The organism is Streptomyces sp. NPDC055287, assembly GCF_053646035.1.
On record NZ_JBSHNE010000004.1, the window covers coordinates 260261 to 281828 of the forward strand.

General features: G+C 73.3%; 19 protein-coding genes and 6 tRNA genes. 15 read left to right on the plus strand and 10 right to left on the minus strand.

Translation table 11 applies throughout. The features are described 5' to 3' along the window. The first annotated feature begins 105 nt into the window (after window positions 1-105). The 4 genes from cbiE to ACWIHY_RS09250 all read left to right on the plus strand — a co-directional run bounded on the left by cbiE (window position 106) and on the right by ACWIHY_RS09250 (window position 8010). Window positions 106-1383 (plus strand): precorrin-6y C5,15-methyltransferase (decarboxylating) subunit CbiE, encoded by a 1278-nt coding sequence (gene cbiE / locus ACWIHY_RS09235; RefSeq protein WP_454375001.1) that lies wholly within the window; start codon window positions 106-108, stop codon window positions 1381-1383. Window positions 1384-1767: 384 nt separating this feature from the next. Then, a complete protein-coding gene (gene cobT, locus ACWIHY_RS09240) occupies window positions 1768-5229 on the plus strand; it encodes a nicotinate-nucleotide--dimethylbenzimidazole phosphoribosyltransferase (protein WP_454375002.1) in 3462 nt (1153 codons plus the stop codon). 558 nt (window positions 5230-5787) lie between these two features. Then, window positions 5788-7038, plus strand: coding sequence for a uroporphyrinogen-III C-methyltransferase (gene cobA, locus ACWIHY_RS09245; RefSeq protein ID WP_454375003.1), 1251 nt, complete (start codon window positions 5788-5790; stop codon window positions 7036-7038). A gap of 153 nt (window positions 7039-7191) precedes the next feature. After that, complete coding sequence (locus ACWIHY_RS09250) at window positions 7192-8010, plus strand: TrmH family RNA methyltransferase (RefSeq protein ID WP_454375004.1); 819 nt, start codon at window positions 7192-7194, stop codon at window positions 8008-8010. A 46-nt stretch (window positions 8011-8056) separates the two neighbouring features. On the opposite strand, the gene ACWIHY_RS09255 is transcribed toward ACWIHY_RS09250, so the two are convergent. Then, complete coding sequence (locus tag ACWIHY_RS09255; protein ID WP_454375005.1) at window positions 8057-9313, minus strand: serine/threonine-protein kinase; 1257 nt, start codon at window positions 9311-9313, stop codon at window positions 8057-8059. Window positions 9314-9544: 231 nt separating this feature from the next. Between ACWIHY_RS09255 and ACWIHY_RS09260 the strand changes: the two genes are divergently transcribed. The 4 genes from ACWIHY_RS09260 to ACWIHY_RS09275 all read left to right on the plus strand — a co-directional run bounded on the left by ACWIHY_RS09260 (window position 9545) and on the right by ACWIHY_RS09275 (window position 12038). Next, window positions 9545-9781: a hypothetical protein gene (locus tag ACWIHY_RS09260; RefSeq protein ID WP_454375006.1), complete on the plus strand. Its 237-nt coding sequence runs from the start codon at window positions 9545-9547 to the stop codon at window positions 9779-9781. 245 nt (window positions 9782-10026) lie between these two features. Beyond that, window positions 10027-10233: a hypothetical protein gene (locus ACWIHY_RS09265; RefSeq protein ID WP_454375007.1), complete on the plus strand. Its 207-nt coding sequence runs from the start codon at window positions 10027-10029 to the stop codon at window positions 10231-10233. 404 nt (window positions 10234-10637) lie between these two features. Then, window positions 10638-11684, plus strand: a complete 1047-nt coding sequence (locus tag ACWIHY_RS09270; protein WP_454375008.1) for a phosphotransferase family protein — start codon at window positions 10638-10640, stop codon at window positions 11682-11684. Window positions 11685-11750: 66 nt separating this feature from the next. After that, entirely contained in the window at window positions 11751-12038 is a 288-nt protein-coding gene (locus ACWIHY_RS09275; protein ID WP_454375009.1) for a TFIIB-type zinc ribbon-containing protein, read from the plus strand. An 81-nt stretch (window positions 12039-12119) separates the two neighbouring features. On the opposite strand, the gene ACWIHY_RS09280 is transcribed toward ACWIHY_RS09275, so the two are convergent. The 5 genes from ACWIHY_RS09280 to ACWIHY_RS09300 all read right to left on the minus strand — a co-directional run bounded on the left by ACWIHY_RS09280 (window position 12120) and on the right by ACWIHY_RS09300 (window position 12592). Further along, window positions 12120-12194: transfer RNA gene (locus ACWIHY_RS09280), tRNA-Val, on the minus strand. 38 nt (window positions 12195-12232) lie between these two features. Beyond that, window positions 12233-12304, minus strand: a tRNA-Val gene (locus ACWIHY_RS09285). Window positions 12305-12332: 28 nt separating this feature from the next. Continuing rightward, window positions 12333-12404, minus strand: a tRNA-Val gene (locus tag ACWIHY_RS09290). 1 nt (window position 12405) lies between these two features. Beyond that, a tRNA-Cys gene (locus ACWIHY_RS09295) sits at window positions 12406-12479 on the minus strand. A 40-nt stretch (window positions 12480-12519) separates the two neighbouring features. Beyond that, window positions 12520-12592 (minus strand) — tRNA-Gly (locus tag ACWIHY_RS09300). A gap of 143 nt (window positions 12593-12735) precedes the next feature. Here ACWIHY_RS09300 and ACWIHY_RS09305 point away from each other — a divergent pair. The 3 genes from ACWIHY_RS09305 (at window position 12736) to ACWIHY_RS09315 (ending at window position 15528) form a co-directional block, all read left to right on the plus strand. Beyond that, on the plus strand, window positions 12736-13800 hold the full coding sequence (locus ACWIHY_RS09305) for a chorismate-binding protein (protein ID WP_454375010.1): 1065 nt from the start codon (window positions 12736-12738) through the stop codon (window positions 13798-13800). After that, on the plus strand, window positions 13797-14618 hold the full coding sequence (locus ACWIHY_RS09310) for an aminotransferase class IV (protein WP_454375011.1): 822 nt from the start codon (window positions 13797-13799) through the stop codon (window positions 14616-14618). The genes ACWIHY_RS09305 and ACWIHY_RS09310 overlap by 4 nt, the downstream gene beginning before the upstream one ends. Before the next feature lie 70 nt (window positions 14619-14688). Next, window positions 14689-15528, plus strand: coding sequence for a GNAT family N-acetyltransferase (locus ACWIHY_RS09315; protein WP_454375012.1), 840 nt, complete (start codon window positions 14689-14691; stop codon window positions 15526-15528). Window positions 15529-15558: 30 nt separating this feature from the next. Here the strand turns inward: ACWIHY_RS09315 and ACWIHY_RS09320 are convergent, their stop codons facing one another. Further along, the gene (locus ACWIHY_RS09320) at window positions 15559-16065 is read right to left on the minus strand and encodes a DsbA family protein (protein WP_454375013.1); all 507 of its coding nucleotides are present in this window, start codon (window positions 16063-16065) and stop codon (window positions 15559-15561) included. A gap of 156 nt (window positions 16066-16221) precedes the next feature. On the opposite strand from ACWIHY_RS09320, the gene ACWIHY_RS09325 reads away from it, so the two are divergent. Together ACWIHY_RS09325 and ACWIHY_RS09330 are read left to right on the plus strand one after the other, a co-directional pair. Next, window positions 16222-16671, plus strand: a complete 450-nt coding sequence (locus ACWIHY_RS09325; RefSeq protein WP_454375014.1) for a hypothetical protein — start codon at window positions 16222-16224, stop codon at window positions 16669-16671. A 161-nt stretch (window positions 16672-16832) separates the two neighbouring features. Then, complete coding sequence (locus tag ACWIHY_RS09330; protein WP_167368049.1) at window positions 16833-16985, plus strand: hypothetical protein; 153 nt, start codon at window positions 16833-16835, stop codon at window positions 16983-16985. 22 nt (window positions 16986-17007) lie between these two features. Here ACWIHY_RS09330 and ACWIHY_RS09335 read toward each other — a convergent pair whose 3' ends face one another. Together ACWIHY_RS09335 and ACWIHY_RS09340 are read right to left on the minus strand one after the other, a co-directional pair. Beyond that, entirely contained in the window at window positions 17008-17565 is a 558-nt protein-coding gene (locus ACWIHY_RS09335) for a CGNR zinc finger domain-containing protein (protein ID WP_454375015.1), read from the minus strand. Window positions 17566-17756: 191 nt separating this feature from the next. Continuing rightward, window positions 17757-18170, minus strand: coding sequence for an SsgA family sporulation/cell division regulator (locus tag ACWIHY_RS09340; RefSeq protein WP_003987206.1), 414 nt, complete (start codon window positions 18168-18170; stop codon window positions 17757-17759). 190 nt (window positions 18171-18360) lie between these two features. Between ACWIHY_RS09340 and ACWIHY_RS09345 the strand changes: the two genes are divergently transcribed. Then, window positions 18361-18816, plus strand: coding sequence for a TIGR02611 family protein (locus ACWIHY_RS09345; RefSeq protein ID WP_454375016.1), 456 nt, complete (start codon window positions 18361-18363; stop codon window positions 18814-18816). A gap of 55 nt (window positions 18817-18871) precedes the next feature. After that, window positions 18872-18943 (plus strand) — tRNA-Val (locus ACWIHY_RS09350). Between the two features lie 81 nt (window positions 18944-19024). Here ACWIHY_RS09350 and ACWIHY_RS09355 read toward each other — a convergent pair. After that, window positions 19025-21535 carry an SCO7613 C-terminal domain-containing membrane protein gene (locus tag ACWIHY_RS09355; protein WP_454375017.1) on the minus strand — a complete coding sequence of 837 codons (2511 nt, stop codon included), beginning with the start codon at window positions 21533-21535 and terminating at the stop codon, window positions 19025-19027. Window positions 21536-21568 lie beyond the last annotated feature (33 nt).

Sequence of the window (21568 nt, forward strand, 5' to 3'; positions counted from 1 at the left end):
CCGCCCGCCCGGGGCCCTCGTGGTCTGTACCAGATACGCTCACCCTGCTCGCGCCCCTGTAACCACTGCCGCACCCACCCGTACAACTCCAGGAGACTGACAAGGATGGCCGACCGGGTCACGGTGATCGGCTGGGACGGATCGCCGCTCACCGCCGCGGCCGGGTCCGCCCTCGCGGCCGCGACGCTCGTCGCGGGCGCGGCGCACCACCTGGCGCTCCCCGAGGTGCCGCCGGACGCCGAGCGCATCCGCCTCGGCAGCGTCGACCTCGCCGCCCGCCGCATCGCGGGGCACCGGGGCACGGCCGTCGTCCTCGCCGACGGAGACCCCGGCTTCTTCGGGGTCGTACGGACACTGCGCGCGCCCCAGCACGGCCTGGAGGTCGAAGTGGTGCCCGCCGTCTCCTCCGTGGCCACCGCGTTCGCCCGCGCCGGGATGCCCTGGGACGACGCCCAGATCGTCGTCGCCCAGCGCCGCACGCTGCGCCGCGCCGTCAACGTGTGCCGGGCGCACACCAAGGTCGCGGTGCTCACGTCGCCGGGCGCCGGGCCCGCCGAGCTCGCCCTGCTGCTCGAAGGGGTCCACCGGACCTTCGTCATCTGCGAGGAACTGGGCACGGCCCGCGAGCAGGTCACCGTCCTGACCTCCGACAAGGCCGCCGACCATGCCTGGCGCGACCCCAACGTCGTCATAGTCATCGGAGGCAGCGCGGGCCCCGTCTCCGCCGCCGGCCAGGGAGGCTCCGGGGGTCCCGGCGGGGGCTGGATCGGCGGCCGCGACCCCGGTTACCCGCCGGCCGTACGAGGCTGGGCGCTGCCCGCCGGGGAGTACGGCGACGGACAGGACGAGCGGTCCGGGCGGGCGCCCGGGGAGGGCGAGTCCACCGGACTGCGCGCCGCCCAGCTGGCCCGCCTCGGGCCGCGCGCCGGTGACCTGGTCTGGGACATCGGCTCCGGCAGCGGGGCACTGGCCGTCGAGGCGGCCAGGTTCGGCGCCGCGGTCATCGCCGTCGACGCCGACCCCGACGCGTGCGGCCGTACGACCGCCGCCGCCCGGCGGTTCGGCGTACAGCTGCACGTCGTGCACGGGCGGGCACCGTACGTCCTGGAGGACCTGCCCGAGCCCGACGTCGTACGCATCGGAGGCGGGGGAGTGCCCGTCGTGTCCGCGTGCGCCGACCGCAGGCCCGAGCGCATCGTGACCCACGCGTCCACGCGGGACGAGGCGGAGGCGATCGGCCGGGCGCTCGCCGAGGGCGGTTACACCGTCGAATGCGCGCTGCTCCAGGCCGTCGAACTCGACACCGGCGCCTGGGCGGAACGCGACCGCTCGGTGGTCTTCCTGCTCTCCGGCGTACAGGAGCGGCGCGCAGCCTCGCGATGAGGGACAGCGGACGGTAACGGGACGGTACATGGATCGCGCCCCGTGATGATGCCGCCGCACGGCCCGGGGTAGGCTGGCCGATCGTTGTACCGCAGCCGGGCGTTCGGCGCTTCGTTCGCCAATGTCCGGAAAAGGGGCCCGTTTTGGAGCTCTATGTGGTACGGCGCAGCCGGGGGGCGCGCAACGTGGCGCAGCCCACAGCGGGCCGTGGCGGGACTTCCTGCCCTGGCGGCGTACGGCCGCGAGAATGCATGGTGTCCACGGGGCTTTCGTGCCGCGTGACGGGGACGCTCGTTGTTGTTCGTGACGGGTGCCGAAACATGCCGCGAGCGGGCGTCCCGGGCGAAGGGCCGAAGAAGCACAAGCGATGGGCGAGGGGTACGCATGACTGACACCGGCCGGGTCCCGGGCGAGGGACTGCCGGAGGACGCAGGCATGGTGGCGCAGCCGGGCATCGCCGCTCCGGGCGCGTACACCTTCCTCGAGCCCTCCGAGAGCACAGCCGAGGACGACGACCTGCTGCTGATGCCGGGCGCTCAGGGCGCGTGGAGCGACCCTCAGGCCGCGCCGGCGCCCGCGCCGCAGATACAGCAGGTGCCGCAGGCCCAGCCACAGCCTGAGCCCGTGCCGCAGGCGGAGCTGCCCGCGCACGCGTCCGAGGTGCCGCAGGCACTGCCGGAGATGCAGCCGGAGCACCGGGCGCCGCAGCTTCCCCAGATCGCCGAGGCGACCGAGTCGCAGGCCCCCGAGGCGGCTCAGGCCGCCCAGCCCCAGCCCCAGCCCCAGCCCCAGCCCCAGCCCCAGCCCCAGCCCCAGCCCCAGCCCCAGCCCCAGCTTCAGCCTCAGCAGACGGACGAGCCCGGCGCTCACGAGACCGGCGGCCGTGACTCCGGTGCCGTCGACCTCAGCGTCGTACGTACTCCGCAGCCGGCGCCCGCGGCGGCCCAGACGCCCGCCCCCGCCCGCCGCCCGCTGCACCTCGGCCCGCCGATGCCCGAGGCGAACGGCGGAGTAGTGCGTTCGCTGGCCGACCGCGGTCCCGCGGCCGGCGCGGCGCCGCAGCCCTCCGTGCCCGCGCGCCAGCCCGTGCCGGTGACCACCGGCCTCGAGTACCTGGACATGCCGAGCGGCGCCGCCGCTGCGCTGCCCGGTCCGCAGCTCGGCGTGATTCCGTCACAGGCTGCCACGCCTTGGCCTCAGCCGCAGGAGACTCAGGCGCCACAGGAGGCCGCTGCAGAAACGGTCGTCCCGGAGGCTGTGACTCCGGCCCCCCCCGCGACTCCGGAACCCCCCGCACAACCCGTGCCCGTGGCCGAGCCCGCGGCCGAGCCGGTTGCGCCTCCCGCGCCGCCGGTCGCGGAGGAGACGGTGAGCCTCCCGGCCGAACCGGAGCCGGTGGCCGCCGCGGAGCCGATCGCAGCCGCAGCGCCGGATGCGGCGGAGCCGGTCGCTCCCGAGGCCGTCGCTTCGGAGCCCGTCGCTCCCGAGCCGATCGCTCCCGAGCCCGTCGCCGCCGCGCCCGAACCGCAGCAGCCCGAGCAGCAGTTGCCGCCGCAGGAACCGCAACCCGTCAGCCAGTTCGTCCCGGTCGAGGGCTCCCTCCCGACCGCGCCGCACCTCGCGCCGACGCAGGCCGAAGAGCCGCTCGCCGAGCCCGGCCCGGAGCCGGTACTGGTCGCCGTTGCCGCCGAAGCTCCCGAGCCCGAAGCGACGCCGGAAGCCGAGGCAGTCCCGGAGTCCGCCGACGTGTCCGAGGCCGCACCGGAGCCCGCCGAGGCTCCGGTTCCGGACCCCGAGCCCGTGGCGGTCGTGGCCCCGGAGGAGCCCGTGGCCGAACCGGCCGCCGCCGTCGAGCCGCAGCCCGAGCCGACGCCGGTCCCCGTGCAGCGCGCCGAGCCCGAGGCCGCCGAGCCGGTGGCAGCACCCACTGCTCCCGTCCTCGTACCGGCGCCGCGTGGCCCGTCCCCGGAAGCGCCCGTACAGCAGGAGCAGGAGCCCGAGCCCGCACAGGCGGCACCCGCGCCCGCGCTCCCCGAGCCGGAAGCAGCTCCCGAACCCGAGCCCACCGTCGAACCCGCGCCGATGGTCCCCGAGACGACCGCCACTCCGGTCTCCGCCCCCGCTCCCGGCTACGACGACGCCGAGCGCGAAGCGGTCCTCCGGGTGATGCGTGAGCGCCGGGACATCCGTAACGGCTTCCGCAGCGATCCCATCCCGCACGAGGTGCTCCTGCGCGTCCTCGAAGCGGCGCACACCGCGCCGAGCGTGGGCCACTCCCAGCCCTGGGACTTCGTGGTCATCCGCTCGGCCGAGACGCGCCGGACGATGCACGAACTGGCGGTCCGCCAGCGTGACGCGTACGCCAAGTCGCTGCCCAAGGGCCGGGCGAAGCAGTTCAAGGAACTGAAGATCGAGGCCATCCTCGACACCCCGGTGAACATCGTCGTCACCGCCGACCCGACCCGGGGAGGCCGCCACACCCTGGGCCGCCACACGCAGCCGCAGATGGCGCCGTACTCCTCCGCCCTCGCGGTCGAGAACCTGTGGCTCGCGGCCCGCGCCGAGGGACTCGGCGTCGGCTGGGTCAGCTTCTTCGACGAGCGCGAGATGGTCCGTGCCCTCGGCCTGCCCGAACACCTTGAGGTGGTCGCATACCTCTGCGTCGGGTACGTCGACGAGTTCCCGGAGGAGCCCGAGCTGATGCAGGCGGGCTGGTCCAAGCGCCGCCCGCTCTCGTGGGTCGTCCACGAGGAGACGTACGGCCGCCGCGCCCTGCCGGGCGAGGAGCCGCACGACCTGCTCCAGGAGACCGTCTCCAACATCCGTCCGCTGGACGCCAAGGCGCTCGGCGAGGCGTGGGAGCGCCAGAAGCGCATGACGAAGCCCGCCGGCGCGCTCGGGATGCTCGAAATCATCTCGGCCCAGCTCAGCGGCCTCTCCCGGATGTGCCCGCCGCCGATCCCGGAGCCCGCGGCCGTGGCGATCTTCGCGGGGGACCACGGTGTCCACGCCCAAGGAGTCACGGCCTGGCCGCAGGAGGTGACCTCCCAGATGGTCGCCAACATCCTCGGCGGCGGCGCGGTCTGCAACGCCTTCGCGAGCCAGGTCGGCGCGGAAGTGTGCGTGGTGGACGTCGGCGTGGCGGGCGAACTGCCCGCGACGCCGGGCCTGTTGCCCCGCAAGGTGCGGGCGGGCACGGCGGACTTCACTACGGGCCAGGCCCTCACCCACGAGGAAGTGCTCGCCGCGATCGAGGTGGGCATCGAAACGGCCCGCGATCTGGTGGCGGCGGGCAACAAGGCACTGGTCACCGGTGAGATGGGCATCGCCAACACCACGGTCTCGGCGGCCCTTATCGCGGTCTACACGGGCCAGGATCCGGCCGAGATCACCGGTCGCGGCACGGGCATCAACGACGAGATGCACGCCCGCAAGGTCGACGTCGTACGCCGTGCCCTGGAGCTCCACCAGCCGGACCCGGCGGACCCGATCGGCGTCCTCGCGGCGGTCGGCGGCCTGGAGCACGCGGCGCTCGTGGGCTTCATCCTCGGCGGAGCGTCTCTGCGTACGCCGGTGATCCTGGACGGCGTGAGCGCGGGAGCGGCGGCGCTGGTGGCGCGGGCGATCGCCCCGGAGGCTCTCGCGGCCTGCATCGCGGGCCACCGCAGCGCGGAACCGGGTCACGTGGCGGCCCTCAACAAGCTGGGCCTGCGCCCCCTGGTCGACCTGGACCTCCGCCTCGGCGAGGGCACGGGCGCCCTGCTGGCGCTCCCGGTGGTCCAGAGCGCGGCGAGGGCGATGCACGAGGTGGCCACGTTCGACTCGGCAGGAGTGACGGAGAAGTAACCCGCCGCCTCTACGGCGTGCGCCGTGCCCCCCATGCTCCGAGCGTGGGGGGGCACGTCTGTACCTGTGGGGGCAAACGGACCGCCCCGCACGCGCTCCCGCTTCCACCAGCCCGCCGAAGGGCCCTGTCACCAAACCGGGCCGTCTCCCTCCCCGACAGGGCCCGGGAAATCAGCGCCGGTCAGGCCCGCCCCGCCCCCACGGTGCCGGGAGGGGACGTGTCGGGGCGCTCCCCGCAGGGTGCTGAACGCAATCGCCCCGAGCAAGGCGAAGTACCCGGGTGTTCGGCACCCGAGGAGACGCCACGACGCGGCACCGCCCCCGCCCCCGGAGACGTCTCCGAAGAAGGCCCGCCCCCGCGCCCCGACCGCCCGCCCACCGCACCCCCACCGCCCCCGCCGCCGATGATCCCGCCGCCCCTGGCCCGTAAGGTATTCGGGAGGGCGCCGAAGCCGCCCCACCAGCCGCTTCACCGTCGCAGCGGCGCAAGGCCCCCACGCCGCACAGCGGCGGAGCCGCAAGCCGCACCCACCTCCCCGCCCCGAGGAGCCGCACGCCATGACCGCGCCGCACGCCGCCGCAGGCGACCCGTACCCCGCCTACCCCGTCGGACTCCGCCTCGCCGGCCGGCGCGTAGTCGTCATCGGCGGCGGCCAGGTCGCCCAGCGACGCCTCCCGGCGCTCATCGCGACCGGCGCCGACATCGTCCTCGTATCGCCGTCCGCCACCCCCTCCGTAGAGGCGATGGCAGAAGCGGGCGAGATCCGCTGGGAGCGCCGCCCGTACGCCGAAGGGGACCTGGCCGACGCCTGGTACGCCCTGATCGCGTCCACCGACACCGCCGCCAACGCCGCCGCCTCCACCGAGGCCGAACGCACCCGCACCTGGTGCGTCCGCTCCGACGACGCCGAGGCAGCCACCGCCTGGACCCCCGCCACCGGCCGCTCCGAGGGCGTGACCGTGGCCGTCCTCACCAGCGGCGGCCCCGACCCGCGCCGTACCGCCGCCGTACGCGACGCCATCGTCGAGGGCCTGCGCGACGGCACCCTCGTCGCCCCCCATCACCGCACCCGCACCGCCGGCGTCGCCCTCGTCGGCGGCGGCCCCGGCGACCCGGACCTGATCACGGTCCGCGGCCGCCGCCTGCTCGCCGAGGCCGACGTCGTCATCGCCGACCGCCTCGGCCCGCGCGACCTCCTCGACGAACTCCCGCCGCACGTCGAGGTGATCGACGCCGCGAAGATCCCGTACGGCCGCTTCATGGCCCAGGAGGCCATCAACAACGCGCTGATCGAGCACGCGAAGGCGGGCAAGGCGGTCGTACGGCTCAAGGGCGGCGACCCGTTCGTCTTCGGCCGCGGTATGGAGGAGGCCCAGGCCCTGGCAGAGGCCGGCATCCCGTGCACCGTGGTCCCCGGCATCTCCAGCTCCATCAGCGTCCCCGGCGCGGCCGGAATCCCCGTCACCCACCGGGGCGTCGCGCACGATTTCACGGTGATCAGTGGGCACGTCGCCCCCGAGGACTCGCGCTCTCTCGTCGACTGGAAGGCGGTCGCAGGCCTGCGCGGCACGCTCGTACTCCTCATGGCCGTGGAGCGGATCGGCGCGATCGCCGAGGCGCTGACGGCGTACGGCCGCTCGCCCGAGACGCCGGTGGCGATCATCCAGGAGGGCACGATGGCGGCCCAGCGCCGCGTGGACGCGACGCTCGCGACCGTCGCGGAGACGGCCAGGGCCGAGGACGTACGCCCGCCGGCCGTGATCGTCATCGGCGACGTGGTCAAGGTAGGACCGACCGAAGCGAAGTAAGCCGGAGTGCCCGGAGTACCCGAAGCCCCTGGAACAAGCCGGAGCACCCCACAAGCCGAGCACCCGGTGGGGGAGGGGCGACCCGTAACCTCCGGTAACCGAACCCCCGCCCCACCCGTTGGCACCGCACCCACGACAAGGCAGTATCACCCTGTGGCCGATCTCATCACCATCGACGACCCCGACGACCCGCGCCTGAGCGACTACACGGGCCTGACCGACGTCGAACTCCGGCGCAAGCGCGAGCCCGTCGAGGGGCTCTTCATCGCCGAGGGCGAGAAGGTCATCAGACGCGCCCGGCACGCCGGCTACGAGATGCGGTCGATGCTGCTCTCCGCCAAGTGGGTCGACGTCATGCGCGACGTCATCGACGAGGTCCCGGCGCCGGTGTACGCGGTGAGCCCGGACCTCGCCGAACGCGTCACCGGCTACCACGTGCACCGCGGCGCGCTGGCCTCGATGCAGCGCAAGCCCCTTCCGACCGCCGAGGACCTGCTGGCGAAGGCCCGCCGTGTGGTCGTCATGGAGGCGGTCAACGACCACACCAACATCGGGGCCATCTTCCGGAGCGCCGCCGCGCTCGGCATGGACGCCGTACTGCTCTCCCCGGACAGTGCCGACCCGCTCTACCGCAGGTCGGTCAAGGTCTCCATGGGCGCGGTCTTCTCGGTGCCGTACGCGCGCCTCGAGTCCTGGCCCAAGGACCTGGAGCGGGTACGGGAGGCTGGCTTCAAGCTCCTGGCGCTGACGCCCGACGAGAAGGCCTCGGTGATCGACGAGGCGGCCCCGCACCGCCTCGACCGGGTCGCCCTGATGCTCGGCGCGGAGGGCGACGGCCTGTCCCGGCAGGCGCTCGTCGCCGCGGACGAGTGGGTCCGTATCCCGATGGCGCACGGCGTCGACTCGCTGAACGTCGGCGCGGCGGCCGCGGTCGCCTTCTACGCGGTGGCGACGGGCCGACCGCAGTCCTGACCGGCCCGGTGGGGGCGGCCGGGGCTCAGAACCGCGGCCGCCGGCGTCAGAAGCCGTGCGGGCCCTCCGGGGCCGCCCGTCGCTCCGCGTCAGCGGTTGCGCCGAGGCTCCTGGCCGGCCCCTGACACCCCTGCGCCGCCGCGATGCCCAGCGCCACCAGCAGCGTCACCACGACGAAGACGACGAGGCGCTGCCGCAGCAGCCTCGGGTTCGCCGGACGCCGCCCGGCGGACGTCGTCCTGGTCCCCGGTCTCGTTCCGGGACGCCCGTTCGTACGGCCGCCGGAGCGCGTGGTGGTGCGCCCGGCCGAAGGGCGTGAACCCGTCCGCGGGGTCGAGGCACGCGGGGCGTGCACGCGCGGCGCGGGAGTGCCCGCCGCACGCCCCCGCTCGGTGTCCTGCTCGACATAGTGTTCCGCGAGCCGCCCGGTGGGCCGGTCGTGATCGGCGCGGGGAGCGGGCGGGCGGGCCTCGCCGACGCCCTGGGCCTCCCGGGCCGCGATCTCCTTCAGCCGCATCGAGAGCTGAAGCGTGCTGGGACGCTCCTCCGGGTCCTTGGCGAGGCAGGCCCGCACGAGTGGCGCGAGGGCGTCAGGCACGCCGTACAGCTGCGGCTCCTCGTGCACCACGCGGTAGAGCATCACCTCGGAACTGCCTTGCCCGAAGGGGGAGTCGGCGGTCGCCGCGTACGCCAGAGTGGCCCCCAGCGCGAACACGTCGGTGGCCGGCGTGACCGCCGCGCCCCGCACCTGCTCGGGGGCGAGGAAACCGGGGGAGCCGACCGCTGTGCCGACATGCGTGAGGGTGCTCGCGCCGGTCGCCCAGGCGATGCCGAAGTCGATGATCCGAGGGCCCTTGGGCGACAGCAGGATGTTCGACGGCTTGAGGTCGCGGTGGACCACACCGGCCTCGTGCACCGCCACCAGCCCCTCCGACAGCGCCGCGCCGATCGAGGCCACCTCGGCGGCCGGCAGCGGACCTTCCTCGGCCACCTTGTCGTGCAGCGAAGGGCCCGGTACGTACTGGGTCGCGAACCACGGCCGGTCCGCCTCGAGATCGGCCGCCACCAGCCGGGCCGTACAGCCCCCCCGGATCCGCCGCGCCGCGGACACCTCGCGCGCGAAACGCGACCTGAACTCCTGATCCTCCGCCAGGTCCGGCCGGATCACCTTCAGCGCGACGCGCTGGCCGCGCCGGTCCGAGCCCAGATAGACGACTCCCATGCCGCCCGCCCCGAGCCGCCGGTGAAGCCTGAACGAGCCGACGACACGCGGGTCCTCGCGCCGGAGCCGCATCATCGCCATGTCCGTCCCCTACCTCTGGTGGGGCCTCCCCCACCCCGCTGCTGACCGGTCCGTTCGACGTCGCACAGCTTACGTACCTGCGGCCCGGTGTGCTCATAGGCCGCGCCCTCGCGAATCGATCGATTGTCAGTGCCGGGTGGGAAACTTGAAGAGTGGTCAGGGGACGGCCGATCCGCCGTCCCCGGCCCGTGCGAGATCTCAAAGGTCCGTCGCAGAAGGGGGATTGGATCAATGAAGGGCGATCGCGTGGAGATAGTGGTCGACGCGGGAGACACGACCCGCACGTACGAAGTGGTGGCCGGCCGGGCAGGTCGGCGGGTGGAAACAGCGGTCCGCAGGGGAGTGGTGGAAGTGAGCGAAGTCACCCGCAGTGGCTCCGTGGTACGCACGGCGCGCTTCATGGCGACCAGGGTGCTCGCCCTGGTCGAACAGCCGGTCCCCAGGGAGGACGACTCCGAACGCTCCTGAGACTCCCCGGCCCCCGAACGGCAGAACGCCCCCTCCGGGAAGACCCCAAGAGGCGGGACGGCATCTCCACCCTGGGGAGTACGTCACCGCGCCGTCGCTCATCCTCCGGGAGGCCCGGCAATCAGTACGCGGGCATGACGCCCCGGTCGTGACGCGCGCCTAATGTTGAGGTCAAGCGGCGGGTGGAGCACTCGTCCCCCGAGGTCAGACACCCGCCGCTGCCCACACACGACAGGAGAGGGACCATGGCGGACGCGGCATCACGCACGATGATCCGTACGCAGGGACGCAGGGCATTCGCCTCGTTCGGCGGCCGTCCGTCAGGCACGCGCCACCCCCTGGTGGCGACGGCCATGGTCCTTCCCCTCGCGGCACTGCTCGTCGTCCTCTTCGGAGGCTGGGAAGCGGTGGTCACACAGGCGTCGTCCGTGGGCGTGATGCTCGGGCGCTGAGCGGCGCCCATGGCCCGGTAGAGCGGACCGGGCCAGGGCATCCGGCCATTTCAATACCCCGTGGGGACGGGGGTGCGGCGGACGACTGCGTTTGCCCGGACAGCTGGGGAGCTGTCCGGGCAACGCCTTTTTCCCACCGGGATGGCCCGCTTCGCGGCGGCAGCGTACGACCCGTGCCGGGACCGACCGGGTCTCCGCACCGGCCTCAGCAGCGCCGGGTGGATCCGGCCGCCCCCAGCGCGATGCAGCCCGCCGGGGCGCGCCTGGGGCCGGCCAGTTCGGGACGGGGCGGGGAAGGGCCCGGTGCACCGCGTAGGCTCCCGGACGGCATCGCGAAGTCCCGCACCGCACCGCGGAGCCCGGCACCACAGGACCGCACCGCACCGAACTGCCCCGGGGGACCCGTGACCGTATCCGTCGCGCGAGCGCTGAGCGCGGTCGCGCACGACGTCGCGCCCCGGCCCGAAACCCAGGCGGCCCCCCAGCTCCCGCCACGCCCCCCGCTCACCGTCACGCCCGCCCCCTGCGCCTGCCCCCGCCCCGACATCCTGGCGGACAGGCCGGACGGCACGGTCGTACGCCACGGAGACGTCGTCGCCAAGTCCCACGCCCCGGACACGGACCCCGTCGCCCTCACCGCACGTGTCGCCGCAGCCGCGCACCCACTCCTCGCCGGGATTCTCCTGCCGCCCCTGCCCGTACCGGCGGCGCGGGGCGACATCTTCACCACCCTGCTGCACGGCCGGCCCCTCACCCTGTGGCCGTACGGAACACCCGTCGACCCCGACGACCCCGACGCGGCCCCCTGGGAGGACGCCGCGGCCCTCCTCGCCCGGCTGCACGCGATCGCCCCCGGCGCCCTCCGGCTGTCCGCCCCGCTGCCACCCATGCGCGGCCCGGCGAAGGCCGCCCGCGCCGTCGCGCGGATGCGCGCGGCAGAACCTCACCCGGCCGCCGCCACGGCCTCGGTGCTCCGCGCCTGGGCCGGACTGCCGGCCTGGGCCCGCGACGAGGTTCCGTTCCCGCCCGGCCGCGCGGCCCTGTGCCACGGCGACCTCCACCTCGGTCAACTGGTCCGCCGCCCGGCCGACGCCCCGCGCGAGGACCGCTGGCTGCTGATCGACGTGGACGACATGGGCATCGGCGACCCCGCCTGGGACCTGGCCCGCCCCGCCGCCTGGTACGCCGCGGGCCTGCTCGCGCCCGCCGTCTGGGAACGCTTTCTGGGCGCGTACCGGTCCGCGGGCGGCACGGCCGTACCCCCCGAGGGCGATCCGTGGCCCCAACTCGACGTATCCGCCCGCGCCCTGACCGTCCAGAGCGCCGCCCTCGCCCTCGCCAAGTCCGCCGCCGAGAACCGGCCGCTGGACGAGGTGGAGGAGATGATGATCGAGGGCTGCGCCCGTATCGCGTCCCTCCCGCCCGAGTTGGAGTGCGAGGCCACGCCGTAGGGTGAACGGAGCGTCGCCGGGCATGCATTCCGGCGATGCGAACCGACGGCGAGGAGTTGACCCGACATGCAGTGTCCCAAGTGCCATGCACCCATGCACACGTACAACCGCAATGGCGTCCAGATCGAGCAGTGCAGCGGTTGCCGCGGGATATTTCTCGACTACGGCGAGCTCGAGTCGCTGACCCGCCTCGAGTCGCAGTGGACCCAGCAGGCCCCGCCCCCGCCGCCGGCACCGCAGGCCTACCCGGCCGCGCCCGCGCCCGCCTGGGGTGCCCCGCAGCACGGTCACCACGGTGGCCACCACGGCGGGCACCGGCAGAAGGGCTTCGGCCGGATGCTGTTCTCGTCCTGACCATGGGGGCCCTGACCATGAGGGCCTGACCACGAACACGCAGAAGCCCCCGGCCGTTCTCACGGCCGGGGGCTTCTCGGGTGGTGCGCGATACTGGGATTGAACCAGTGACCTCTTCCGTGTCAGGGAAGCGCTCTCCCGCTGAGCTAATCGCGCGGGCGTGTTCAGTTGATCTTTCGGTACTGCGGATTGCGTGCGCGATACTGGGATTGAACCAGTGACCTCTTCCGTGTCAGGGAAGCGCTCTCCCGCTGAGCTAATCGCGCGGGACGGACACCCGTTTCCGGGATCCAGTGGACGATACTGGGATTGAACCAGTGACCTCTTCCGTGTCAGGGAAGCGCTCTCCCGCTGAGCTAATCGTCCTTGGAGGTGGAGACGGGATTTGAACCCGTGTAGACGGCTTTGCAGGCCGTTGCCTCGCCTCTCGGCCACTCCACCAGGAGTGAATGACAGGGGTTCGGGAAGATCCCCCACACCGAGCGGACGACGAGATTCGAACTCGCGACCCTCACCTTGGCAAGGTGATGCTCTACCAACTGAGCCACGTCCGCTTGTCTTACCGGGGCGTTTCCGTCCCGGCGACGTGTTGAACTCTAGCGGATTCCGGGGCCAGTACAAAAACGCGTTTGTGCAGCGTGCTGCGCTGCGTCCGCCCCGGCGCAGGTCATCGCGGTCCCGCTCTAGACTCGGGGCCGTGCACGACCTTCCCCCTTTGGCCCGCTTCGGCGGCCTTGTCGCCTCCGATCTGCGCGATGTGACCAGCGATCCCGCCGCACTCGACTCCACCGGCTTCTGGGCCGTGACCGCGGACTTCGAGGGCGGGCTCGTCTGCGCACGCTTCGGCGACGTACGCCCCGAGCCCGTCCCTTCCCCCGTCCCCGGCGCCTGGTGCGGGCCCGCCGCCGGTGACTGGACGTCGTCGATGGACCGCGCCGCGTACACGGCGGGCGTACGCCGCATCCGGGAGCACATCGCGGCCGGCGAGGTCTACCAGGCCAATCTCTGCCGCGTACTGACCGCTCCGCTGCCCGACCGGCCCGGCGCCCGCGCCGACGTCGACGCGCTCACCGCCCTGCTGGCCCGGGGCAACCCGGCGCCGTACGCAGGAACGATCCGGCTGCCCGCGCACGGCGTCGAGATAGCCACCGCGTCCCCCGAGCTCTACCTGCGGCGCGACGGGCGGACCGTCGAGTCCGGGCCGATCAAGGGCACCGGGCGGACCGCCGGCGATCTCCTGGAGAAGGACCACGCCGAGAACGTGATGATCGTGGACCTCGTCCGCAACGACCTGGGCCGGGTCGCCGTCCCCGGCTCCGTGAGCGTTCCGGAGCTGTGCGTGGTCGAACCGCACCCGGGCCTCGTCCACCTCGTCTCCACCGTGCGCGCCGAACTCGCGCCCCGCGCCGACTGGGCCGCGCTGCTCGCCGCGACGTTCCCGCCGGGCTCGGTGACGGGAGCCCCCAAGTCCAGCGCCCTCACGATCATCGAGGCGCTGGAGGCCGCGCCGCGCGGTCCGTACTGTGGAGGCATCGGCTGGGTCGACGCCGACCGCGGCACCGGTGAGCTGGCCGTCGGCATACGTACCTTCTGGATCGACCGCACGCTCCCGGACGGCCCGGTCCTCAGATTCGGTACGGGCGCCGGCATCACCTGGGGCTCCGACCCCGAACGCGAATGGGACGAGACCGAACTGAAGGCCTCCCGCCTGCTCGCGGTAGCGTCGGGCACGTACCGGGAAACGGGAAGGACCGCGTCATGAAACTTTGGGTCGACGGCAGGCTGCAGGACGCGGCCACTGCCAGGGTGTCCGTACTCGATCATGGTCTGACCGTGGGCGACGGCATCTTCGAGACGGTGAAGGCGACCGCGGGACGGACCTTCGCCCTCACCCGGCACCTGGAGCGGCTCGCCCGCTCGGCGCGCGGTCTCGGGCTGCCCGAGCCCGATCTCGACGAGGTGCGCCGTGCCTGTGCCGCCGTCCTGGACGCCAACCCCATGGCCCTCGGCCGGCTGCGGATCACCTACACCGGCGGCCTCTCGCCGCTCGGCTCCGAACGCGGCGACACCGGCCCCACTCTGATCGTGGCCCTGGGGGAGGCCGGCCGCCGCCCCGACAGCACCGCTGTGATCACCGTCCCCTGGACGCGCAACGAGCGCGGCGCCCTCACCGGCCTCAAGACCACGTCGTACGCCGAGAACGTCGTCGCACTGGCCCGCGCGCGCGAACAGGGCGCCTCCGAGGCGCTGTTCGCGAACACCGTCGGGCAGCTCTGCGAGGGCACGGGCTCCAATGTCTTCGTCGTACTCGAAGGCCGGCTGCTCACCCCGCCCGTCTCCTCCGGCTGCCTCGCCGGCATCACGCGCGCCCTGGCCGTCGAGTGGGCGGGCGCCGAGGAGGCCGACCTGCCACTGGACGTACTGGAGCGGGCCGACGAGGTCTTCCTGACCTCCACGCTGCGCGACGTGCAGGCCGTGCACCGGATCGACGGCCGCCAACTGCCGGGCGCGCCGGGACCGGTGACGGCCAAGGCGATGCGGGTCTTCGACGAGCGCGCCGCGTCGGACCTGGACCCGTAAGCCGCGGGAAGGGCGGGACGGCCGGGAATTTCGGATGACGGGGGCCCGTCCGGCGGGTACAACTCCCCTGATGACCACAACTCTGCGGCCGACAGAGCCGCTTCAGCAGGGCGTCGACGGCGCCACGTCACGTACGTACGACGTATGCGTGAACAGCCGCCCCGTCGGCACGGTCGAGCTGTCCACGGACGTCCGCTTCGGCGGCGGTGTCGGCCGTATCACCGCACTGAGCATCGACGAGGCCGACCGGCGCCGGGGGAGGGCGACGGTGGCCGCGCTCGCGGCCGAGGAGGTGCTGCGCGGCTGGGGCTGTCGCCGCGTGGAGGTCTCCGTCCCGGTCGAGGCGGCGGCCGCGCGGCGCATGGCCGACGCTCTCGGCTACACCGAACGCGGCCGCATCATGACCAAGGTCCTGCCCGCCGAACCGCCGGCGCTGCCCGAAGGCCTCGTGAGCAGGCCGATGAGCGCAGGCGAATTCGACACCTGGCTCGCCCACACCAAGGTCGGTCACGTCCGCTCCCTGACCGCGCGCGGCTACTCCGAGGAAGCGGCGCGGGCCAAGTCGGACGCCGACCACGCGGCGGCCCTCTCCGACGGAATCGCCACCCCTGACACCTACCTGGGCGCCCTGGTGCGCGACGGTGCGGTGGTCGGCACGCTCTGGCTCGCGCTGCGGCACCCGCATCCCGGCCAGAGCGGCGCGTACGTCTTCGACGTCGAAGTGGCCGGGGAGTACCGGGGCCAGGGCCTCGGGCGCGCGCTGCTGCTGATCGCCGAACGCGAGGCGCTGGCGGCCGGGAGCGATCGCATCGGACTCAACGTCTACGCGGACAACACACCGGCCCTGCGGCTGTACGAAGCACTGGGCTACGCGCCGCTGTCGTACCACCTCTACAAGCAGTTGCTCTGACACCAGTCGTTGCGGCCCCGTCGCGGGTGGTCAGGCGAGCAGGCGGTCGACGATCTCCTCGATGCGCCCGCGCAGCCCTTCCTGGCTCTTGCCGCCGTCCAGCCGCGCGCCGTCGATGACGTACGTCGGCGTGCCCGTGACGCCGATGGCCTTGCCCTCGGCCTCGTCGGCGTCGACGATCAGCAGGTGCCTGCCGTCGATCAGGGCGGTGTCGAACTCCTCCGCGTCCAGCCCCAGTTCGCCCGCGACCTCGAGCAGGAGGGGCTCGCCCCTGGCCGCCAGCTCCTCGTTACGGGCGAGCACAGCCTCCACGTACGGCCAGCCCTTGCCCTGGTCGACCGCCTCCTCGGCGGCCTGCGCGGCGGCGTAGGCGTGCTTGTGCTTCTCGAGGGGGAAGTGGCGCAGGCGTACGTCGATCCGGTCGCCGTAGCGCTCGCGCAGGGCACGCACGTCGTCCAGCGCGGCGTGGCAGTCGGGGCACTGGAGCTCGCACCAGATGTCGAGGACGACGGGGCGGGCGGGAGAGGAGTCGGTCATGGGGCCAGTCTCCCAGCCCGGCGGCGGCGCCCCAACCGGGACCTGGGGAGGAGGGAGCCCCCGAGATGTCCCTGAGGTCGTTCGCAGGCGTGGCCCGGGTGGCGTCGGCCGGTGCAGGATGGAGGGGAACGTACACCCCTGGGGCTGGAGGACCGGATGCTGGCAGAGACCATCTGTTCCGCGGCGTCCGCGGCAGGTCTGGGCATCGCCGCGATCACCGCGTACCGCAAACGATTCCTGGCCGCGACGCGCATCGTCGCCTACTCGCTGGTGCCGGTCGGCCTGGTGATGACCGGCGTCGTCGAGTGGCTTTCGGGTATCGCCTTCAAGCCGGAGGTCTGGCTGGGCTTCGCCCTGCTCGGCCTGTCCTGGCTGCTCTTCATGACGACCAGGGCGGTGGAGCGCCGCGGTGGCGGCACCCGCAAGGAGCGCAGGGCCGCGCGTGCCGCGCAGCGGGAGGCGGTCGCCCCGCGGGCCGCAGCGCCGGCGCCCGGTGCCGGGCTCCCGGCGGCCGCGCAGCAGAAGCAGCCTGAGCCGAGAGCGGCGAAGGGGCAGGCGGAGGACTTCAGCGACATCGAGGCGATCCTGAAGAAGCACGGCATCTGACAGCGCGCACCCGGCGGCACGGCATCTGAAAGCAAAGCTGGCAACTCGCACGCCGAAGTGATCACCGGAAGATCACGAATGGCCAAGATCCAGCGAACTCGCCCCACAGGTGGGCGTGTTGGTCGTCCGGGGCGCCCGGCCTGCGTCATCATCGGCCCGAGATGCTGGACACATCCCGGGGCGAAGCCCCCGCACCCACCGAAGAACCGCGCGGCTGCCTCTTCGCGCTCTCCCAGCCACCCCTGATGATCTTCCTCGGGGTGATCGGCTTCCTGCTGCTGATGGCCGCGATGCACGATCTCTTCCTGCTGTGAGGCCGTCGTGCCGGGAAGGGTCTCAGCCCGCGGCTTCCTTGCGCCGCGCCCGGTACGCGGCCACATGCAGCCGGTTACCGCAGGTGCGGCTGTCGCAGTAGCGGCGGGAGCGGTTGCGCGAGAGGTCGACGAAGGCCCGCCGGCAGTCCGGGGCCTCGCAGCGGCGCAGCCGCTCCTGCTCGCCGGAGACCACGATGAAGGCCAGCGCCATTCCGCAGTCGGCCGCGAGGTGGTCGGCGACCGAGGCGCCGGGCGCGAAGTAGTGCACGTGCCAGTCGAAGCCGTCGTGGTTTGTCAGCCGGGGCGTGGTGCCGGCCGCCGCCACGAGTTGGTTGATCAGCTCGGCGCTGGCGTGGGGGTCGGGCGCCGCGAACACGTCCGCGAAGCGCCCTCGCACGTCCCGTACGGCCCTCAGATCCGCCTCGGTGAGCGTTCCGACGTCGCTGACGTGATGGAGCCGCACAAAGCCGTACAGCGCCTCGATGTCGGCGAGCCGGTCGCCCTGCTCACTCTCCGGTCCCGTGTTCACGAGATCGACGACGACGTCGAGGGCGCGTCTGGTGTCGTGGGGGATCAGCACGATTCGCTCCCTGCCTGCTGCGGGCGGGCGCCCGCAGATGCCGGTCGACTTTAGCGGCTCGTGCCTGAAGCGCACCGGCGCCGTCCCTCGCGGTGGAATCCGCGGAGACGGCGCCGGTGTGTGCCGTATGCAGTTGTCCGCCCCTCGCCGTCGCCCCGAGTCGGACGGCGTTGGGTGGCTCTCGTCCTGGCTCAGTTCTCCGCCAGGATGTGTGAGAGTTCCGTGTCGAGATCGAAGTGACGATGCTCGGTGCCCGGTGGGACCGCGGCGTCGGTCCGCTTCAGGAACGATTCCAGGGCCCGCGCCGGGGCTTCGAGCAAGGCTTCTCCTTCCGGGGAGCTCAGGGCGATGCATACGACGCCCTGGCCATGACTGCGGGACGGCCAGACTCTGACGTCGCCGGTACCGGTGGGCCGGTGGAGGCCCTCGGCGAGGAGATCGCGGGCGAACACCCACTCGACGGTTTCCTCGGCTCCGGTGTGGAAGGTGGCATGCACGGCGTAGGGATCGGCCGTGTCATACCGCAGGCCCGCGGGTACAGGCAGTGATGACTCGCTCGACACTACGAGGCGCAGGTGCAGCTCGCAGCTGACCGTGGTGTTCATAAGCGCCAGGGCCTTTCGCTCAGTGTGCGCTCGGGGATTCGCACGTCGGCGAAATCGACATGCCACCTACGGTGTCGTTGTAAACCCCTCTGACCTTTTTGCGGCTCTTCAGGTACCTCGTACGGCGGAGTGACACTTGAGGCAGTACGGCCATTCCGACGGTGCGATCAAGTCCGGTAGGTTGGGCCCTATGAATGCGGAGAGTAACGAGCGGGAAGAAGTCGTCGACCCGGCGGCCGCAGAGCCCGCCACGGGGGGCGTGACCGGGGGCGAGCGAGAGCTGGGTTCCCGGGCGCCGCAGGTCATCAAGCGCTACCGGACACTGCACCTGAGCTGGCAGGTCGGGGTGTTCGTCATCGGTCTGGCGGTCGTGGCGGCCGGTGTGGTCATGCTGCCGCTGCCGGGACCCGGCTGGCTGGTGATCTTCGGTGGCATGGCGATCTGGGCCACCGAGTTCGTTTGGGCGCAGCTGGTTCTGCGCTGGACGAAACGCAAAGTCACCGAGGCGGCCCAGAAGGCACTCGACCCCAAGGTCCGGCGGCGCAACATCATCCTCACCACGATCGGTCTGGTGATCATCGCCGTACTGGTCGGGATCTACGTCTGGAAGTTCGGCCTCGCCATGCCGTGGAACATCGACGAGTGACCCGGTACAGGGTTCGGGGGACCCGCTGACATGGGGTAATGTTTGCGGAGCGCCGGGGCGATTAGCTCAGTGGGAGAGCGCTTCGTTCACACCGAAGAGGTCACTGGTTCGAACCCAGTATCGCCCACCCGGACCGAAGGCCCGGAAGACGAAAGTCTTCCGGGCCTTCGCCGTTCCCGGCCGCCTTCCGGCCGGGAACGGCCCGCCCTCAGCGCATCCGGCCGAGGGTGTCCCGCAGCCGGCGCGCGTCGCGCAGTCGCTGCTCGTACGTCGCCCCGACGGCCAGCAGGAGCAGGCCCGCGAGGGCCGGCGGCAGCCAGCGGGGAAGAGATCCGATGACTTGGACGACGTACGGCGCCAGCTCGTGCAGTGCGACCAGCGCGAGTACCGTCGAGCCCAGCACCAGCAACGCCTGGAGCCGGTGCCTGGCACCCGTCAGGGTCACGGCCAGGGCCGCTGCCCCGAGCAGCAGCGGGCGCAGCCAGTGCTGGTCGCCCCAGGCCGCGATCAGGCTCGGCAGGAGGGTCGCGGCGAGCCCGGGGCCGTACGCCGTCCAGGACGAGGCCTGCGGGTCGCGACGCCGCCGCAGTACGCCGATCACGAGCGCCGGGACAGTGACGGGCAGGGTGTACGCCTCGGGCGTGACCACGTCCGAGGCGCCGAGGCGGACCCAGGTGGCCAGGACGAAGAGCGTGGCCGCCGCGTATCCGACGGGGCGCCGGTCGGACCGTACGGCCGTGCCCGCGGCGATGACTCCGCACAGGGCCAGCACCAGCGCGAGAGTGGGTGCGTGGCCGACCGCCAGACCGATCGACAGCAGGCCTGCCGCCGCGCCCGTGACCTCCAAAGGCAGCGCGGTGACGTGGCCGCGGACGCGTGCGGCGAGTACGGCGGCCGCCGCGGGGACCGCGAGGAGCGCCAACGCGGCCTGGTGCGGCGCGAGGTCGAGGACGGCGGCGCCGGCGCCGGTCAGCCCGGTCGCGAATACAGCGGCCGCAGCGGCTCCGACCCGTGGCGTAATGGAGCCCTTGGCGAGGACGGCTGCCGCTCCGAAGAGCGCCGGCATGACGCCGAGGACGGCGAACGTTGCGGCCTGCGCGGCCAGCGACAGCAGCGAGGCGGAGAGCGCCGACGCGAGAGCGCAGGCGAGCGCGGTGAGCGCGAGGGGCGCGCCGGGCGCCGGGGCGGGGCCGGCGAGGGCCGGGTGTACCGCGAGGGCGAGGGGCGCGGCGGTCAGCAGCACGTACAGGGTCACGGCCGCCGGGTAACCGAGGTCCAGCGCGGCCGGGGCGGTGTACGCCGCCGCCCACGCCAGGGCCAGGGCCCCGCAGGCCGCCGGGGCGCGCCAGGCGGGGTCGGGGGTGGCCAGGCGGCGCGCCGTCGCGAGAACGGCGGCCACGGTCAGCAGGACCAGAGGGGCGGCGGACGTCCAGGACCAGGGCAGCTCGGAGGACAGCGCCTCGCGGACGCCGGCCGGGGCTCCGGACCAGGCGCGCTCCGCCCAGGCGGCGGGGCTCAGCAGGGTGACGGCGACCAGCGGCAGCGCCCACAGCGTGCCAAGGGCCAGTACCGCGCCGGACGAACCGGCCAGTCCCAGGACCATGGGTCGCGGCAGACCCACGCGTACGACGGCCAGCAGGGCCACGGCGCACAGCACGTACACAGGTACGGCCCATGCGCTGGGCACGAGGGGACGCAGCATGCCACCGACGGCGGCCAGCACGGCGAGCCCGGCCACGGCGGAGGCCGCGACGGCGTGCGGCGACCATGCGGCGGCCTCGGGCGACGGCGACGACGTGGCTGCGCGGTCGGGCGACGGCGCGGCGGCCTGCGGCGCCGGTGCCCGCCACGCGGCGAACGCCGCCAGGGCGGCAGCCGCCAGCAGCAGTACACCCGGGCGCAGCGCGTCGCCGGAGCTGCCCGCCGCCAGCGACAGGGCGGCGGCGCTCAGCAGCGCCCACGCGCCCGTCAGCCAGGCCCCGGCGCACGCCAGCGGGCGCACCCCACGGCCCGTGCCCCACAGGGCGACGGCGACGTCGAGCGCGGTCGTGGCCAGCAGTGCCCAGGTGAGCGTCAGCGGACCCGCGTCGGCCGCCAGCGTCCAGAGCAGGAAGGGGAACTGAGCGGTGATCAGGGCTGCGGGCAGCGGCAGCCGCAGGCGCCCCAGGCTCAGTCCGTATGCCGTCCAGAGACCGGCCAGCGCCGCCGAGCTGATCGCGGTGTACACGAGAGCGTCCGTGTCCGGCGCCGCCACACGGTGCAGCGCGTAGGCGTCGAGGAGCGTGAGCGCGAGGCCGAGCGCGGCCACCGCCTCGGCGGTCGAGACGAGCCCGCGGCGCAGCAGCAGGGCCGGCGCGGCCAGCGCCAGGGCCGTCACGGCGCCCAGCACCGCCGAGCGGCCACCGATACCCATGTGGCCCCAGCTGACCAGCGTGAAGGCGACCGCTGCGATCGTCAGCAGGATGCCGCCGAGCGTCAGCAGCACGTTCTGCGCACTGCGCGGCGAGGCGTCCCGCGAGGCGGACGGCGCCTGCGGCGCGGGCTCGGCGCCGAACGCCGGGCCGGTGGGGGTGAAGGGGCTTCGCGGGGTGACTGCCTGCTGCATGACGCTGAGCAGCCAGGCCCGGCGGGCAAGCAACTGGGCACGGCGAACTTCGATTTGTCCGAGTTCGCGGTCGAGGATCACCAATTCCTCGGCGGGCGGTGGCGCGTTCTCCATGGTGGAGAGTGTGGCGCCGGACACACGCCGGGG